At 73.4% G+C, this 16,519-nt stretch carries 14 protein-coding genes and 1 pseudogene; 7 read left to right on the top strand and 8 right to left on the bottom strand.

Annotated elements, in window-relative coordinates; all coding sequences use genetic code 11:
• Positions 1–6: 6 nt before the first annotated feature.
• On the top strand, positions 7–1,131 hold the full coding sequence (locus tag PO879_RS09315; RefSeq protein WP_278234628.1) for a GNAT family N-acetyltransferase: 1,125 nt from the start codon (positions 7–9) through the stop codon (positions 1,129–1,131).
• Between the two features lie 160 nt (positions 1,132–1,291).
• Here the strand turns inward: PO879_RS09315 and PO879_RS09310 are convergent, their stop codons facing one another.
• The gene (locus PO879_RS09310) at positions 1,292–1,885 is read right to left on the bottom strand and encodes a hypothetical protein (RefSeq protein ID WP_278234627.1); all 594 of its coding nucleotides are present in this window, start codon (positions 1,883–1,885) and stop codon (positions 1,292–1,294) included.
• Between the two features lie 82 nt (positions 1,886–1,967).
• Positions 1,968–2,501: a GNAT family protein gene (locus PO879_RS09305; protein WP_278234626.1), complete on the bottom strand. Its 534-nt coding sequence runs from the start codon at positions 2,499–2,501 to the stop codon at positions 1,968–1,970.
• Positions 2,502–2,543: 42 nt separating this feature from the next.
• On the opposite strand from PO879_RS09305, the gene PO879_RS09300 reads away from it, so the two are divergent.
• Positions 2,544–3,248 carry a lysoplasmalogenase gene (locus PO879_RS09300; RefSeq protein WP_278234625.1) on the top strand — a complete coding sequence of 235 codons (705 nt, stop codon included), beginning with the start codon at positions 2,544–2,546 and terminating at the stop codon, positions 3,246–3,248.
• 14 nt (positions 3,249–3,262) lie between these two features.
• Here PO879_RS09300 and PO879_RS09295 read toward each other — a convergent pair whose 3' ends face one another.
• Positions 3,263–3,616, bottom strand: coding sequence for a hypothetical protein (locus PO879_RS09295; RefSeq protein ID WP_278234624.1), 354 nt, complete (start codon positions 3,614–3,616; stop codon positions 3,263–3,265).
• 163 nt (positions 3,617–3,779) lie between these two features.
• On the bottom strand, positions 3,780–4,196 hold the full coding sequence (locus PO879_RS09290) for a GNAT family N-acetyltransferase (protein WP_278234623.1): 417 nt from the start codon (positions 4,194–4,196) through the stop codon (positions 3,780–3,782).
• A gap of 67 nt (positions 4,197–4,263) precedes the next feature.
• Between PO879_RS09290 and PO879_RS09285 the strand changes: the two genes are divergently transcribed.
• Both PO879_RS09285 and PO879_RS09280 read left to right on the top strand, forming a co-directional pair.
• On the top strand, positions 4,264–4,986 hold the full coding sequence (locus PO879_RS09285) for an alpha/beta hydrolase (RefSeq protein ID WP_278234622.1): 723 nt from the start codon (positions 4,264–4,266) through the stop codon (positions 4,984–4,986).
• A gap of 62 nt (positions 4,987–5,048) precedes the next feature.
• Positions 5,049–6,686, top strand: a complete 1,638-nt coding sequence (locus PO879_RS09280; RefSeq protein ID WP_278234621.1) for an MFS transporter — start codon at positions 5,049–5,051, stop codon at positions 6,684–6,686.
• On the opposite strand, the gene PO879_RS09275 is transcribed toward PO879_RS09280, so the two are convergent.
• The 4 genes and pseudogenes from PO879_RS09275 to PO879_RS09255 form a co-directional block, all read right to left on the bottom strand.
• On the bottom strand, positions 6,670–7,167 hold the full coding sequence (locus tag PO879_RS09275) for a hypothetical protein (protein WP_278234620.1): 498 nt from the start codon (positions 7,165–7,167) through the stop codon (positions 6,670–6,672). The two genes, PO879_RS09280 and PO879_RS09275, sit on opposite strands and share 17 nt — an antisense overlap.
• Complete coding sequence (locus tag PO879_RS09270) at positions 7,164–9,650, bottom strand: DNA topoisomerase IV subunit A (protein WP_278234619.1); 2,487 nt, start codon at positions 9,648–9,650, stop codon at positions 7,164–7,166. Before PO879_RS09270 ends, PO879_RS09275 begins: the two co-directional genes overlap by 4 nt.
• 490 nt (positions 9,651–10,140) lie before the next feature.
• Complete coding sequence (locus PO879_RS09265; protein WP_278237499.1) at positions 10,141–10,788, bottom strand: hemerythrin domain-containing protein; 648 nt, start codon at positions 10,786–10,788, stop codon at positions 10,141–10,143.
• Positions 10,789–11,658: 870 nt separating this feature from the next.
• Positions 11,659–11,769, bottom strand: a pseudogene (locus PO879_RS09255) (transposase); the annotation flags it as partial.
• Between the two features lie 183 nt (positions 11,770–11,952).
• On the opposite strand from PO879_RS09255, the gene PO879_RS09250 reads away from it, so the two are divergent.
• The 3 genes from PO879_RS09250 to PO879_RS09240 are packed head-to-tail and all read left to right on the top strand — an operon-like array spanning position 11,953 to position 16,517.
• Entirely contained in the window at positions 11,953–14,655 is a 2,703-nt protein-coding gene (locus tag PO879_RS09250; RefSeq protein WP_278234618.1) for a GNAT family N-acetyltransferase, read from the top strand.
• Positions 14,656–14,706: 51 nt separating this feature from the next.
• Entirely contained in the window at positions 14,707–15,306 is a 600-nt protein-coding gene (locus PO879_RS09245; RefSeq protein WP_278237498.1) for a DUF5998 family protein, read from the top strand.
• Complete coding sequence (locus PO879_RS09240) at positions 15,303–16,517, top strand: alkaline phosphatase family protein (protein ID WP_278234617.1); 1,215 nt, start codon at positions 15,303–15,305, stop codon at positions 16,515–16,517. Before PO879_RS09245 ends, PO879_RS09240 begins: the two co-directional genes overlap by 4 nt.
• The last annotated feature ends 2 nt before the right edge of the window (positions 16,518–16,519 follow it).

Here is a 16,519-nt window from a genome sequence, read left to right as displayed (position 1 = left end):
CGCCCCATGGCCACCGTGGAGACCTCACCGGACCTCGCCCCGATCGCCGAGCGCGCGGACGCCCCGGCGACCCTGCCGACGCTCGCCGCCGGCGGGCTCGCCTGGCGTGCGGCCACCGCCGACGACGCCGCCGCGCTGCTGGAGCTGCGCAACACCATCGCCGCGGCCGACGCCGAGCCGTACCGCGAGAGCCTCGAGGAGATCACCGAGCTGTTCGACGCCCCGTGGCGCCGGTTCGACGTCGACTCCGTGCTCGGGTTCGACGCCGACGGCGCGCTGCGGGCCTACGGCCACGTCGAGACCATGCCCGGCGACACCCGCACGCTGCGAGCGTTCCTGTTCGGCGGGGTGCACCCGTCCCGCCGCGGCGAGGGCATCGGCCGCGAGCTGTTCGCCTGGCAGGTCGCCCGCGCCCGGCAGGTGCTCGCGGCGTCGGGCAAGGAGCTGCCCGCCCGGATCGGCGTCTTCGCCGAGGACGACGGACCGGCGTCCAAGCTGCGGCTCTACGAGCGGGCCGGTTTCGAGCCCCGCCGCTTCTACACCGACCTGCGCCGCGATCTGCGCGACCTGGAGGCCGAACCGCTGCCGGAGGTCGCCCTCGACGGTTCGCTGCGGCTGGTCCCGTTCTCCGCCGAGTACGACGACGCCGCCCGCCTGGCCCACAACGACGCCTTCCGCGACCACTGGGGCAGCGAGCCGAACACCCCGGAGCAGTGGCGGCGGGGACGCACAGGGTTCGCCCCGCAGTGGACCCACCTCGTGGTCGACGACGCCCCGGACGTCGAGGCGCTGCTGGCCGACGAGCACACCGACGACGAGACCGCCGCCGCGCTGCGCGCCGGGGAGCCGCTGGTGGTCGGGTACGCGATGAGCGAGCGGTTCGAGGAGGACTTCGCCGTGCGGGGATACTCGTTCGGCTACACCGCGGTTCTCGGTACCCGGCGGGCCTACCGCGGCCGCAAGGCCGGGCTCGCCGCGCTGCTGGCGAGCATGCGGTCCTTCGCCGCCGACGGCATGGAGTACGCCTGCCTCGACGTCGACACCGCCAACCCGTCCGGCGCCGACGGGCTCTACGCCAGCCTCGGGTACACCACGTCGCACGGTTCGCGGCTGCTCAGCATCGAGCTCTGACTAGTGACCAGCGATCAGACGAGTCGCGCACTGGCGGCTTCCGCTCTTCTAGCGGAGATCGAAAACTGCTAGTCTCGAGACGAGCCCGGCCTCTGCGGAACGTCGGGAAGTGAGCCTCGGGAGATCCTGCCGGAAGACAGGGCCCGAGGCTCGCGCCATGTCAGGACATGTAGGTGACGGTCTCCACGGTCGTGACGTCCTGGATCTGTTCCAGCCAGCGCGGGCGACCGCATCGCGCCTCGGTGATGGCGCCGCAGACTGCGTCAGCGATCCAGAGCGCCGGATCGGCCGGCCCCGGTACGTGGTCGACCCTGAGCTGGGCGGGGATCACCTGACCGGCACGTAGCGCATCGACCACAGCAAAGTCTCGGGCATCCTCGACCGAGCCGCGTGACTCGAAGGTCAGCTGGCTGCAGCCGCGCTGGGCAATCTGGTACAGGAAACGCTCGAGGACCTTGCGGCGGCGGCGCGTCTCGCGCTGGTCGACGGTGAATCCGGTCATGACGACGACGACGGTCTCGACGATGTCCACGGACCGGATCGTGTCGATGACCTGGTCGTGCCGCTTGTCGCTGTCCTCGCGCCAGTGGATTTTCTTTTCACGCGGCTGCTGCAGTGCTTGCATCGCCTCGCGGGCGTCCTCGACGCGCGAGGCTTGGATGATGGGCGCGGCCAGGATGTACACGCCGGGGTCCCGGTCTCGGCGTGACTGCGTTTCGTCGGCCCACGCCACGAGGTCGGTGGTGCTGGTCATCAGGCTCTCCTCCGTCCGGGAGCGACCCTACGGCGCTTCGCCGACAGCTCCGTCGTTCCCGAGCGACGTAGGGCCGGCGCGCTCAGGCCGGACGGATGGCGAGTCGCTCGCCGCTGGGCACCGGATCTGTGCGCAGTCGGCCGTAGGTCGCGACGTCGACTCGCCGACCGTCCACGAGGAACTTCTCGCGCTCGGTGCCCTCGCGGACGAACCCTGCGGCCCGGGCCACCGCTCCCGACGCCGGGTTGTTCATCCGGTGCCCGAGCTCCAGGCGGTGCAGCCCGCCGTCGGACAGCGCCCAGTCGGCCACCGCCGCCGCGGCCCGCCGGGCCAGCCCTCGTCCGCGGTGGGTGGCGTGCACCCAGTACCAGAACCAGCCGGTGGCGTTCGCCGCGTCGACCGTGACGGCGACGAGCCCGACGCAGGTGCCGCCGTCGTCAACGGCCCAGGCGCGATGCGGTCCGTCGGGGTCGGTCAGCCGGGCCACGTAGCGCTCGGCCTCCTGCGGCGTCGTCACCGTGCCCTGGCGTGCCATGTCGGGCGCCGAACGGAACGCCGCCAGCACCGCCTCGGCGTCGTCAGCGGTGAGCGGGCGAAGCACGGGTGCGTCGGTCATGGCGGCAGGATCGCACCCCGGCCGCCCGCTACGCTGCCGCGCATGACCGACGTCGCTCATACCGACCGCCCCCTGCTCCGCCCGGGCGCTGCCCGCGTCGCGGCGGGCGTCTTCGCCGCCCTCGCCGTCGTCCACCTGGTCGCCCAGCTGCTCGACGCCGCCGCGGTCGCGAACTCGACGCAGTGGCTCGTCATGCCGGCGCTCGCGGCCGTGCTCTGGTGCACGACGGCGGCACCCCGGCCGCGCCTCGTGCGGCTGGTGCTGGTGGCGCTCGGTTTCTCCTGGGTCGGTGACACCCTGCCCGACCTGTTCACCGGGGACGCAGCGTTCCTGGCGATGGTCGGCGGGTTCCTCGTCGCCCAGGTCGTCTACGCCGTCGCATTCTGGCCGTACCGCCGCGAGTCCGTCCTGCACCGGCGCCGGGGAGTCCTGCTCGCCTACGTGGCACTGGCGGTCGTCCTGGTGGCGCTGTGCCTGCCGGGCGCTCCCGGCGTGCTGACGGGCGCCGTCGTCGTCTACGCGGTGTTCCTCACCGCGATGGCGGTGCTCGCCACGGGCGTGCACCGGCTGGCCTGGATCGGCGGTGCGCTGTTCCTCTTCTCGGACGCGATGATCGCGCTGGGTGCGTTCGCTGACGTCGTGCCGCCGCAGTCCGGGTTCTGGATCATGCTCACCTACCTCGCCGGCCAGGCGCTGCTCGTCGCCGGCGTCGTCGCACGGCAGGCGATCTCAGCCCGGGCCGCCTGATCCGCGGGGGCGGGTCATCGACGGTCTCTGGCGATGAGGACGCCGGCCACAACGCCCGGAAGAGCGACGACGGCGCCGACCCCGACCGAGACCCAGGCCGTGGGTGCCGCGGCGCCACCGAGATACACCGACGTCGCGACGACGACGAAGAGCACCCCTGTGCCCAGGACGCCGACGAGCGCCGTGCGCCGGGCGCGTCGAGGCCAGTTCCGGGTCCGCCGCTCCCGGTATACCGTCGCGGCGACGATCGCGCCGAGCATGGCCCACGGCAGCGCGACGCTGACGAGCCCGCGCCACGGCAGCGAGCCGTTCCAGAGGCTGAGCACGGCTCCGGCGCAGGCGCCCAGCGCGAGTGCCTGGAGAATCACGGCACGGCTGTGGACGCGACGGTCCTGGGTGCTGGCCGGCGTCGGGCGCTGGGACCACTGCAGCGGGGAAGCCGCTCCCGCCGGGGAAGGTCGCTGCTCGGTCATCGGTCATTCCTCGCCATGAACGCAAACTAGGCGGGTGCGACCCGACCGGGCAAGCCGGTCAGCGCAGGCGTCGGAGCAGCCAGGTCTCCGGCTCGTCGAGGGTGTCGAAACCCGCCTGCCGGTAGAGCTCGTGGCCGTCGGGGGAGGCCTTGAGCAGCACGCGCTTGAGCTCGAGGCTCTCGAGGTCGGCCATGAGGCCGTCGACGATCCGGGTGCCGAGTCCCTGGCGTCGGTGGGCCGGGTCGACGATGACGTCGGCCACCCAGGCGAACGTGACGCCGTCGGTCACGGCACGGGCGTAGGCGACCTGCGTGCCGTCGGCCGCGTACATGCCGTAGTTCCGGCTGCCGGCGACGGCGGTCTCCTGGGCGGCTCGGGTGCGACCACGGGCCCAGAAGGCCTGCGTGGACAGGATCTCGTGGATCCAGTCGACGTCGAGGCGGTCGCGGTCGGTGGAGAACTCGTAGGCGGTCACGCGGGCGATTCCATCACGCCGGCCCGGGTCCGAGTGTGTGTCAGGGGTCACACCTACGCTCGGCGGCATGGACATCATCCTGGTACCCGGCTTCTGGCTGAACGCCTCCGCGTGGGACGCCGTCACGCCGCCGCTCGTCGCGGCCGGGCACACCGTGCGCCCGATGACGCTGCCCGGCATGGACTCCGTCGAGGCCGACCGCAGCGGCATCACGCTCGCCGACCACGTCGACGCCGTCGTCGCCGCGATCGACGCGCTGCCCGACGACGCCGAGATCGTGCTCGTGGGGCACTCCGGCGGGGGAGCGGTGATCCACTCCGCGGCCGACCGCCGCCCCGCCCGCATCACGCGCGCCGTCTACACCGACTCGTTCCCCCTCGGCGACGGGGGAGCGATCAACCCCGACCTGCCCGTCGTCGACGGCGAGATCCCGCTGCCGGACTGGTCGGTGTTCGACGAGCCGGACCTCGCCGGCCTCGACGACGCCCTCCAGGCGCGGCTCCGAGCCATGGCGATCCCGACTCCCGCCCGGGTCGCGTCGGACCCGGTGCGCCTGACCGACGAGCGCCGCTACGACGTGCCGACCACGGTCATCGCCTGCGAGTACTTCGGCTCTTTCGACGGGCCGCGGGCCATGTACGAGCACTTCATCGCCCAGGACGACCCGTTCACCCGCGAGCTCGCCGCGATGCGGGACTGCGAGATCGTCGAGCTGCCCACCGGGCACTGGCCGATGTTCACCCGGCCGGTCGAGCTCGGCGAGGCGATCGCGGCCGCCGTCGCGCGCTGAGATCCGCCGGGCGGTGCCGGTGGGCGCGTGAGTGCGCCCGACCACGCCTACCGTCAGAACACATGGGGACCGCCCGCGAGGACTCCACGCCGCGTACGCCGTCGGACGCCACCGCCACCGCGCCGTCCGGCTGCGTGCTGGGCACGCTCATCCTCGTCGCCGCCGTGGCCAACCTGAACCTGTCCGTGGCGAACGTCGCCCTGCCCGACATCGGCGACGCCCTGGACGCCTCGCAGGTCCAGCTCAACCTCGTCGCGGTCGCGTACTCCCTCGGCCTGTCGGCCTCGGTGCTGTACTTCGGCGCGATCGGCGACCGGTACGGCCGCAAGGCGCTGCTGCTGACCGGCACCGGGCTCACCGTGCTGTTCAGCCTGCTGGCGGCGTGGTCACCCTCGGTCGAGGTGCTCTTCGTCGCGCGCGTCGGCGGAGGCCTGTGCGCCGGCATGGCGTTCCCGACCACGCTCGCGCTGATCTCGGCCCTGTGGTCCGGATCCGGCCGGACCCGCGCCATCGCCCTGTGGTCCGGCATCGGGGCCGCGTTCGCCGCGCTCGGCCCCCTCGCCGCCGGGTGGGTGCTCACCCAGTTCTGGTGGGGGTCGGTCTTCGCGCTGACGGTGCCGCTCGCGGTGCTGGCGTTCGTGCTGGCCCTGGTGCTCGTGCCCGCGCACGTCCACGAGAGCGTCCAGCCCGTCGACCACCTCGGCGGCACCCTGTCCGTGCTGCTGGTCGGCGCGCTGGTGATGGGCATCAACCTGCTGGCCGTGCCGGACCAGGCCGTGCTCCTCGCCGTGCTGGGCGCCGTCGTCGTCGGGGCCGGCACCTGGTTCGTGCTGCGCCAGCTCCACGCCGACAACCCGCTGTACGACCTGCGGGTGGCCGCCCGCCCCACGTTCTGGGTCGCCGCGGTGGCCGGCCTGATCATCTTCGGCTCGCTGATGGGTGCGATGTACGTCGGCCAGCTGTTCATGCAGAACGTGCTCGGCTACTCCAGCATCGCGGCCGGCGCGGCGATCCTGCCCGGCGCCGTCGGCATGGTGCTCGTCGCGCCGCGGTCGGCCGCCCTGGTCGAACGGCACGGGTCGCGCGTCACGATGCTGTCCGGGTACGTGTTCGTCCTGCTCGGCTTCGCCGCCATGCTGCTGCTGTGGCGCGAGGACGTGGGCTACTGGGCCGTCGGGCTGGCCTACCTGCTCGTCGGGATCGGCGTCGGGCTGTCCGGGACGCCGGCGTCGAACTCGCTGACGGGCTCGGTCCCCGTGCAGCGCGTCGGCATGGCCTCCGGCACCGCCGACCTGCAGCGCGACCTGGGCGGCGCCATCCTGCAGTCCGCGTTCGGGGCGCTGCTCGCCGCCGGGTACGCCGGGTCGATGGCCACGGCCGTCGGGGACGACAGCGACCTGTCCGACCTCACCGCGAGCATGCAGGCCACCCTGGAGAAGTCGTTCGCCGGGGCCGAGTCGATCGCCTCGCAGCACCCGCAGTACAGCGACGAGATCATCGCCGCGGCCCGCGAGTCGTTCCTCGCCGGCGACCAGTGGGCCTACCTCGCCGGGATCGTCGCCGTCCTGCTCGGCTCGCTGCTCGTGCTCGTCGCCTTCCCGCGGCGCGACCGCGAACGCGAGCTGCGCGCCCGCTACCAGCCCGAGGCCGGTGCCGAGGCCGGACCCGAGGGCGGCCCCGAGGTCAGCACAGGGCGCTGATCTGCTCCTGGACGTCCAGCGCGGTGTCCTGGACCCCGGCCGGGAACGAGTCGAAGTCCTGCGAGGCCGGGTCGGCCGGGCTCACCGACGTGGCGTAGTGGTCGGCGAGGTCCGCGACGTCGTCGGCCAGGTCACCGTCGCCGAGGTCGTCCCGGGCGGAGACCGCCACCGACTCCAGCATCTCCACGTGCTCGGCCGAGCCGATAATCTCGCGGTCCACGACCTGCAGCGCCGGGGCCGCCGTCGCGCAGAACGCGTCGGCGTCGGTTTCGCCCGCGCCGTCGTCCGGCGTCCCGTCCGCCGAACCGGCGTCGCCGTCCGGTTCGGCGTCCGTCGCTGCAGCCGGCGCCTCGGCTGCGGCCGCGTCGTCCGTCGCCGTCGGGTCCGTCGTCGGCTCCGCACCGTCGTCCGCCCCGCAGCCGGCCGTCAGCCCGGCCAGCAGCAGGAGCAGCGCGACCCGGGAACCGGTCGCGACCCTCATCCGATGGCGGCCAGCGGACCGGACGCCGGGGTCCCCGAGCCGTCGCGGCGCGTGGTCTCCTCGGGCAGCTCGACCGGCTGACCGCCCGAACCCACGGCCCGCGCCGGTCCCTCGCCGACCCAGGCCAGGACGATCGCGTCCTCGCCCTTGAGGAACCGGTGGGCGCGCACGCCGCCGGTCCCGCGGCCCTTGCCCGGGTACAGCTCGTACGGGGTGACCTTCACCGAGCCGCCGCCCGTGCCCGGCAGCGCACCGGCCGACCCGGCCACCGTCACCACGGTGTGCAGGTCGCGCGAGGCGGCCCGCGCCACCCCGAAGAACACCACGTGCTGGCCCCCGCCGAGGCGGATGCCGGCCATGCCCGCGGCGGCGCGGCCCTGCGGGCGGACCAGCGAGGCGTCGAAGTGCAGCAGGCTGGCGTCCGAGGCGACGAAGACCACCTCGTCCTCGTCGGTGGCCGGCGCGGCCCCCACCACGGCGTCGCCGTCCTTGAGGCCGATGACCTCCCAGACGTCGCCGTTGCGCGGCGCGTCGCCCGGCGTCACCCGCTTGACCACGCCGTGGCGGGTGCCGAGCGCCAGGGGAGCGGCGTCCTCGGCCAGCGACACCACCGCCAGCGCCTGCTCACCGGACTCCAGCGACACCATCTCGCTGACCGGCACCCCGCCGGACAGCGACGGCGGCCCGTCCACGCTCGGCAGCGCGGGCAGCTCCAGGGCGGACAGCTTGTGCAGCCGGCCCGTCGAGGTGACCAGGCCGATCTGGGAGCGTGCCGTCGTCGCGACGTCGGACCGCAGCGCGTCGTGCGCGTGCCGCCGTCCGGCCCGCTCCACCGGGGCGTCCGCGGTCTCGCCCGAGGTGCGGGCGAGCAGACCCGTCGCGGACAGCAGCACCCGGGTCGGGGTGTCCTTGATCTCCAGGTCCAGGGCCGGGGCCTTCTTGCCCCGCGCCGGCGTCGCCGCCGCCGACTGCGCGGCCCCGCCCGCCGAGTCCAGCAGGACCGTGCGGCGCGGCGTGCCGTAGGTGGCGGCGACCTCGGCCATCTCGTCCGAGACCACGCCGTGCAGGCGCGCCTCGTCGGCCAGGATCGCCTCCAGCTCGGCGATCTCCGCCTCGAGCTGGGACTTCTCCGACTCCAGCTCGATGCGGGAGAACTTCGTCAGGCGGCGCAGCTGCAGGTCCAGGATGTAGGAGGCCTGCGGCTCGGACAGGTCGAACACCGACTGCAGGCGCTCGCGGGCGATCGCGGCGTCGTCCGAGGAACGGATGACCTGGATGACCTCGTCGATGTCCAGGATCGCGATCAGCAGACCCTCGACGAGGTGCAGGCGGTCCTTGCGCTTGGCCAGACGGTACTGCGAGCGGCGGCGCACGACGTCGATGCGGTGGTCGACCCAGACCTGCAGCAGGTCCAGCAGCCCCAGCGGGCGCGGCTGGCCGTCCACGAGGGCGACGTTGTTGATGCCGAAGGAGTCCTCCAGCGGCGTGGTGCGGTAGAGCTGCTCGAGCACGGCCTCCGGGTCGAACCCGGTCTTGACCTCGATGACCACGCGCATGCCGTGCGTGCGGTCGGTGAGGTCCTGGACGTTGGTGATGCCCTGGATCTTCTTGTTGCGCACGCCGTCGGCGATCTTCTCGATCACCTTCTCCGGACCGACCGTGTACGGCAGCTCGGTGACGACGATCCCCTTGCGCCGGGCCGTGACGTTCTCGATCCGGGCGGTGGCCCGGGTGCGGAAGGAGCCGCGGCCGGTGCGGTAGGCGTCGCGCACGCCGTCGAGGCCGATGATCTTGCCCCCGCTGGGCAGGTCCGGCCCGGGGACGAACCGCATGACGTCGTCGAGCGTCGCCTCGGGGTTCGCCAGCAGGTGCTGGGCCGCGGCGACGACCTCGACGAGGTTGTGCGGCGGCATGTTCGTGGCCATGCCGACCGCGATCCCGGACGCGCCGTTGACCAGCAGGTTCGGGATGGCCGAGGGCAGCACCTCGGGCTGGGTGAGCTTGTTGTCGTAGTTCGGGACGTAGTCGACGACGTCCTCGTCCAGCCCGGCGGTCATCGCCATCGACGGCGCGGCCAGGCGCGCCTCGGTGTACCGGGCGGCGGCGGGACCGTCGTCGAGCGAGCCGAAGTTGCCGTGGCCGTCCACCAGCGGCAGGCGCATCGAGAAGTCCTGCGCCAGGCGCACGAGCGCGTCGTAGATGGCGCCGTCGCCGTGCGGGTGCAGCTTGCCCATCACCTCGCCGACCACGCGCGAGGACTTCACGTGCGCGCGGTCGGGCCGCAGGCCCATGTCGGCCATCATGTACAGGATCCGGCGGTGCACCGGCTTGAGGCCGTCGCGGGCGTCCGGCAGGGCGCGCGAGTAGATGACGGAGTACGCGTACTCGAGGAACGACGTCTCCATCTCCGCGGCGACGTCGATGTCGACGATGGTCTCGTCGTACGGCTCGTCGGCGACGGGTGCGGCCTTCTTGCGCGCCATGCGGTGCGGCTCCCTGGTGATCCTCGGCGTGGACGTGAGGCCCGACGGCGGCACGGCGGCCGCGTACGGGCGTTCGAAGGAAGCGTAGCGCCAGCCCGAGGTGGAACCGTGCAGGCGGGCCGGACGGCGGTGGACCCAGACGTTGGCTACTCGACACCGGTCCGACGTCCCCCGACTGCGATGGCGTCGCGCCGTGCCGCTGTCCATGGTTCTGGTCATCGCAGGGACGGGTGTGTGGTGGGCGCTGTACATCTCCGACGTCAGGCACGACCGGGGTCATGACCGCCTGGGGGCGGCCCACCGGGTTCTGATCCCGCGTCCTGGCCGTGGCGCAGTGCGATACCTGGCGCTCGGGTGCGCTCTGGTCGGATGGTCGCTGGTGCCTGGCTGAACGGCTCCCACCACCGGACGGGCGCACGGTCTCGGCGACCGTTGTGTGCCCGCCTACGGTGACGTCGACCCAGTCGAGCAGCCCTGCAAGCCTCGAGACTCAGCCTGAGCGGCGCAGAACGGCGCGCTGCGCCGCGTAGCGCCGCCGCCCCACCGCGCGCCACATGAGCCGGACGGGCGCCGGCAGGTGCGCTCGCAGCCAGGCATCGGGGTCGTCCTGCGCCGCCATGATGCCTCCCAGCTGGGTCCACATGTGCCCGCGCGGAGTCGCGCGCCTGCCGTGCTCGCTGAACCAGTCGACCTCCTCCTGGGTGAGGGTGGTCTCCATTACCGGCACGATCTCCCGCTCCTCGTCCGGCAGGTGCACCGCGAGTGCGGCGTTGATGCCGTCGAGGGCGCTCAGCACGGTGCAGGCGGTGTCCGGAGCAGGGTTCGCCTTCCAGGCGGGCAGCGCGGTGTCGAGCTCGGTGAGGTGCCCGAGCATCTGGGCGTGCTGGGCCTTCATCCGCTCGACGTGCAGGGCGCACGCCGGGGCGCGGGATGCGAGGGCGTCCCACAGGCGCTCGTCCTCGCCCTCGTGGTGGGCGTGCAGGGCGGTCGACAGCAGCCACAGCTGCTCGGACACGGCCGTCGCGTGGGAGACGTCTCCCGGTTCGACCCCGCGCCGAGCCGATAGAGGACGCTTCCGTCCCCTGCTACGGCAACGTCCACCTCGAAGAACTTGTGATGGGCTTTGGTGAAGCGCCAGCTGTCGACGGCGATCCCTTGCACGCTACCGCGGTTCTTGCGGGTGTCGATCGTCGAGCCCGCAGTGAACAGGGCGCCCCACTGCGATACCAGCAGGGACGGCTCCCGGTACACCCCGGGTAGCCTCTTCTCGTTGTGCTTGATGCCCCATATCTTCACTGCAGAATGAACTGCAGCCTGGTAGCCGACAGCGTACTCGGGGACTGGCACGGTTTCGCGCCGCCACTCGTCGCCTTGACCGGCCAGATTGATGTGAAGCACCCCGCTGAGATGGATCATCAGCGCTTGTCGAACGGGCGGAGCGTCCGGATTCTCGTGCACGTCAGGGGATATTCCCGGCTCAGGTGGCGGCGAGAGCGCAGCGCTGACGAGCGCCACCGGATGTGTCACCCAGTCCGCCTGGGCGGAACTCGCTTCTAGAGTCATGGAACTCACCTCGTGGGTCTGGTTCTGTAGCTGAGTTCTTCCACAGTGCGCGGATCGTCAGGCTGCGGGGAGTACGACGATCGTCGTATCCGGCTCATCCGATCTGAGGGTCGGGGTCCGAAGCCGCCTGCCTCGAAGAGTGTTCAGGCGATGAAGTGGGTCAGGTTGCGGAAGCCGAGGGCAAAGGTGCGTAGGTGTTCGATGTCGCCGTTGATCGCTGCGGTGGGGCCGTCGCTGGTGCCGCGGCCACTCGAACGCCAGCACGTCGACGGCGCGCTTGGTCAGCTCACGGTCGAGCGTGACCAGTTCGGCCAGGCGGCGGGAACACCGCGGGTTGCCGAGTCGATCACCGCGGCTATCAGAGCGCGGCCCTTGGCGCGGTGGAAGGCGCCGTGGCGCGGCCGCGGTGGCTGTCGGAGTCGTTGGCGGCAGCGGTCCAGGACGTTGCCGGCGAGCCCATGACGTGGAACGAGTCCAACACCGCTGTAGCGTCGGGCAGCTCCTCGGCCGCAGCGGTCTTGAGATCGGTGAAGCCGTTCATCACGACGAACTCCACCCTGATCGCACCACGCCTTCGGGCGGGCGACGATCCATCGGATGAGCCCCGAGACTGCAGGGTGCGACGAAGGCGTTTTCTCATCTGGTGCTCGCTTCGGTCAGGACATGCCGGACAGAGGGCGACACCACGGAGCGGCGCGGCCCTCCGGTACGGGTCGGCCCCACCCGATAGCCTGCACTGATGGACTCCTCGCACGTCGACTACCCCGTGGAATGGGAGGCCGACGTCGTGCTGCGCGACGGCAGCACGATGCACCTGCGCCCGATCCGCCCCGAGGACGCCGACACCCTGCAGCGGTTCCACGTCGGCCAGTCCGAGCGCTCGACCTACCTGCGGTTCTTCGCACCCATCGCCCGGCTGACCGACCGCGAGCTGCGGCGCCTGGTCGAGGTCGACCACCGTGAGCGCGTCGCGATCGTCGCCGTGCGGCCCGGTCGCGACGAGGACGGCGCCGACCGCGAGGACATCCTCGGCGTGGCCCGGTTCGACGTCATCTCCGACGGCGAGGCCGAGGTCGCGTTCAACATCGCCGACTCCCTGCAGGGCAAGGGGCTGGCCTCCGTGCTGCTCGAGCACGTGGCCGTCGCGGCGCGGGAGCGCGGCGTGCGGCGCTTCACCGCCGAGGTCCTGCCGCAGAACGGCTCCATGCTCGGCGTGTTCCGCGACGCCGGCTACCAGATCAGCCAGCACCTCGACGACGGGTTCGTCGCGGTGAGCATCGACCTGGACCCCACCGAGAAGTCCCGCGCCGTGATGGCCGACCGGGAGCACCGCACCGAGGCGCGCTCCATGGCCGGGCTGCTCTCGGCCCGCCGGGTGCTGCTCGTCGGACCCGGCGCCGACGACGGCACGCCCGAGTCGCTGCTCGCCCGCCGGGTGCTGGACGCCTACTCGATCGACCCCGGGGACACCGAGCTGGTCGTGCTGGACCCGCCCGGTGCGGTGCCCGGCAGCGTGCAGCAGGCCGCCGGCTGGGACGACGTCGGCGCGATCGACCTGGCCGTGCTGGCCGTCGCGCCCGAGGACGCCCTGACGGCCGTGCGGCGGCTCGACGGCAGCGGGGCGCGCGGCGTCGTCGTCCTGTCCGGCGGGTACGCCGAGTCCGGGCCGGAGGGGCTGGAGCGCCGCCGGGAGCTCGTGCGCACCGCCCACGCCGCCGGGATGCGGCTCGTCGGCCCCGTCTCCTACGGGCTGCTGACCACGACCCCGGGCTCGGCGCTGCGGGCGAGCCTGGCCGAACGTCCGCCGCCCGCCGGCGTCGTCGGCCTGTTCTGCCAGTCCGCCGCCGCGGCGGTGACGCTCACCGCCACGCTGGAGCGCCGCGGGCTCGGCGTGTCCTCGATGGTCTCGGCCGGGCACCGCGCCGACGTCTCCGGCAACGACCTCATGCAGTACTGGCAAGACGACGACGCCACCGAGGTCGTCTGCCTCTACCTGGAGTCCATCGGCAACCCGCGCAAGTTCTCCCGCATCGCGCGCCGGCTGTCCGCGGTCAAGCCGATCGTCGTCGCCACCGCCGGGCGCTCCGGCCACGTCGTCCCGCCCGGGCACGCCGTGCGCGCCACCCGCGCCCCGCGCCGCCTGCTCGACGAGCTGCTGCGCCAGTCCGGCGTCATCCAGGCCGAGAACACCCACCAGCTCATGGACGTCGCCCAGGTGCTGGCCCACCAGCCGCTGCCCGCCGGCAACCGCGTCGGCATCCTCGCGTCCTCGGCGGCGCTCGCGGCCCTGGTGGCCGAGGCCGCGGCATCGGCCGGGCTGGAGGTCGCCACCTCCAGCGACTACCTGCCCCCGCACGCCCACGAGGAGGACATCGCCCGCACCGTCGACGCGCTGTACGCCCCGGACGCGTGCGACGTCGTCGTCGCCGTCGACGTGCCCGTGGTCCAGCCGCGCACCGGCGCGATCGCGCACGCCGTCGCCCAGGCCGCCGCCCGCACCGGGCGCACCACCGTGGCCTCGATGCTCGGGCTGCACGGCATGCCCGACGAGCTCGCGGCCGTCGGCCCGGACGGACGCGTCGTGCGCATCCCCGCGTTCTCGACCCCCGAGGACGCCGTGGTCGCGCTCGGCAAGGTGGTCGAGCACGCCGAGCAGCGCACCGAGACCCGGGGGCACGAGGTCGCCCCGGAGGGCGTGGACTCGCGGCGCGCCCGGGCGCTGGTCGAGCAGTGGCTCGCCGACGGCGAGGGCCGCGAGCTGGACGGCCACGAGGCCGCCGAGCTGCTCGCCTGCTACGGCATCCGGCTGTGGGAGTCCCGGCCCGTGCGCGAACCCGACGAGGCCGTGGCCGCTGCCGAGGAGCTCGGCTGGCCCGTCGCCCTCAAGTCCACCTCTCCCGCGCTGCGGCACCGCAACGACCTCGGGGGAGTGCGCCTGGACATCACCGACGCCGAGGACCTGCGCGAGGACGTCGGCCGGCTGCGCGCCGTCGCCACCGCCCTGCTGGGCGAGGAGTCCCCGGAGTTCGAGGTGCAGTCCATGGCACCCGCCGGGGTGGCGTGCGTCGTGCGCTCGGCCGAGGACCCCCTGTTCGGCCCGATGGTCTCGTTCGGCCTCGCCGGCGACGCCGTCGACCTGCTCGACGACGTCGCGCACGGCATCCCGCCGCTGACCGACGTCGACATCACCGCGCTGGTCAGCACCGTCCGGGCCGCGCCGCGGCTGTACGGCTACGGGGGAGCGCCGCCCGCCGACGTCGACGCCCTCGAGGACGTCCTCGCCCGCGTGTCGGTCATGGCCGACGACCTGCCCGAGCTCGCGTCGCTGGAGATGTACCCCGTCGTCGTCGCCGAGCAGGGAGCCTCCGTCCTGCACGCCGCCGTGCGGCTGCGGCCCGCCGGGCGCCGGGCCGACGGCCTGCGCCGCGCGCTGCCGGGCTGAGCGGCGCCGCGACGGCGTCGCACCGGGACCGAACAGTGGGACAATGCCATGGTGCCTTCCGCGACCACACGCAAGAACCTTCGTGACGAGCTCGGTGCCCACGTCTACCGCGCCGGGTACTACCCCGACCTGGTGACCGACGTCCTGGACGTCGCGCTCGCGGACGAGCCGGTCCTGGCGCACCTGGTCCAGGCCGAGACGACGTTCGACAGCCAGGTGCGCCGCCACCTGACCGTGCTGGCGCTCACCCCCACCCGGCTCGTGGCCGCGCACGTCGACGACCACGAGGGCGACGCGGCCAACCCGTCCTCGGCCGCCGCCACCACCGAGGCCGTGCCGCTGCCCGAGATCCGCTCGGTCGCGCTGACCCACATCGTCGCCGAGCCGGCCGACCACCGCCCCGGTGACAGCGCCGCCGAGCTGAACCTCGCCATCGGGTGGGGCGCCGTCGCGCGGATCGACCTGGAGCCGGCGCAGTGCGCCGACCCGAGCTGCGAGGCCGACCACGGCCTGACCGGCCAGCTCACCCCCGACGACGTCGTGGTGCGCGTCAGCTCGGCCGCCGAGGGCGCGGACGCCGTGCGCCGCGCGGTGGACTTCGCGCGCCAGCTGTCCGCCGCCACCGGCGTCAGCGGGCGCTCCTCGCGATGACGGCGGCGCTCGACCTCCCGGACTCCCTCGTCACGCCGACCTACGGCGCGGACTCGCTCGCCGCGGTGCTGCCCGCCGCGGCCGGCGCCCTGGGCCTGGACCTGTCCACGGCCACCGGGCTGCGCTCGGCGGACGCGGCCGCCGCCCTCGGCCTGCCCGCCGCGCGGCGCGTCGTCGTCGTGCTCGTCGACGGGCTCGGCGTGCACAACCTCGCCGAGCGCGGGGGCCACGCGCCGTTCCTGCGCGGCCTGCTGCCCGAGGCGCGGTCGCTGACGACGTGCTTCCCGTCGACGACGGCGTCCGCCCTGGCCACGCTCGGCACCGGGACGAGCCCGGGGCTGACCGGGATGCTGGGCTACACCCAGCGCAACCCGGACACCGGCGGGCTGGCCACGATGGTCTCGTGGACCGAGCAGTCCGACCCCTACCGACCGGGCACGAAGACGTCCGCCCCGCTGGCCGTCGACCCCGCCGTCCTGCAGCGCCAGCCGACTGTCCTGGAGCAGGCCGGCGCCGGCGTCAGCGTCGTGTCGCCGGGGCCGCGCAAGTTCGCCGGTTCCGGCATGACGCGGGCGGGGCTGCGCGGTCCCCGGTACGTGGTGGCCGAGACGTTCGCCGACCGTGTCGACGCGACGCTGACGGCGCTGCGCGACGACGGTCTGGTGTACCTGTACCAGGGCGAGGTCGACAAGGTCGGCCACCAGCACGGCCCCGACTCCTGGCAGTGGGGCGACGCCCTGGAGGACACCGACGCCGAGCTGCGGCGCCTGGTGCGGTCCGCGCCGCGCGGCACCCTCGTGCTCGTCACCGCCGACCACGGCCAGGTCACCTCCGACCTCGAGGCGCAGCACGACGTCGCCACGAACCCCGCGCTCGCCGCCGACGTCGCGCTGCTGGGCGGCGAGCCGCGCATGACGCACGTCTACACCACGCCGGGCGCCGACGTCGGCCGGGTCGCCGAACGCTGGGCCGACGAGCTGGGCGACGACGCGGTGGTGGTCACCGGCCAGGCCGCCGTCGAGGCCGGGTGGTTCGGCCCGGTGGCCGACCACGTGCGACCGATCGTCGGGGACGTGCTCGCGGCCGCCCGCGGCCGGGCCACCGTCGTCGACTCCCGCCTGCACCCGGCCGCCGCGCGGCACATGCCGGGCGTGCACGGCTCGCTCACCGAGACCGAGATGGTGGTCCCCCTCCTCGTCGCGGGCGGGTGAGG

Source organism: Isoptericola sp. AK164 (assembly GCF_029643425.1).
GTDB lineage: Bacteria > Actinomycetota > Actinomycetes > Actinomycetales > Cellulomonadaceae > Isoptericola > Isoptericola haloaureus.
The sequence above is the reverse complement of the archived record's forward strand: the minus strand, read 5'-3'. Positions and strand labels throughout refer to the sequence as shown.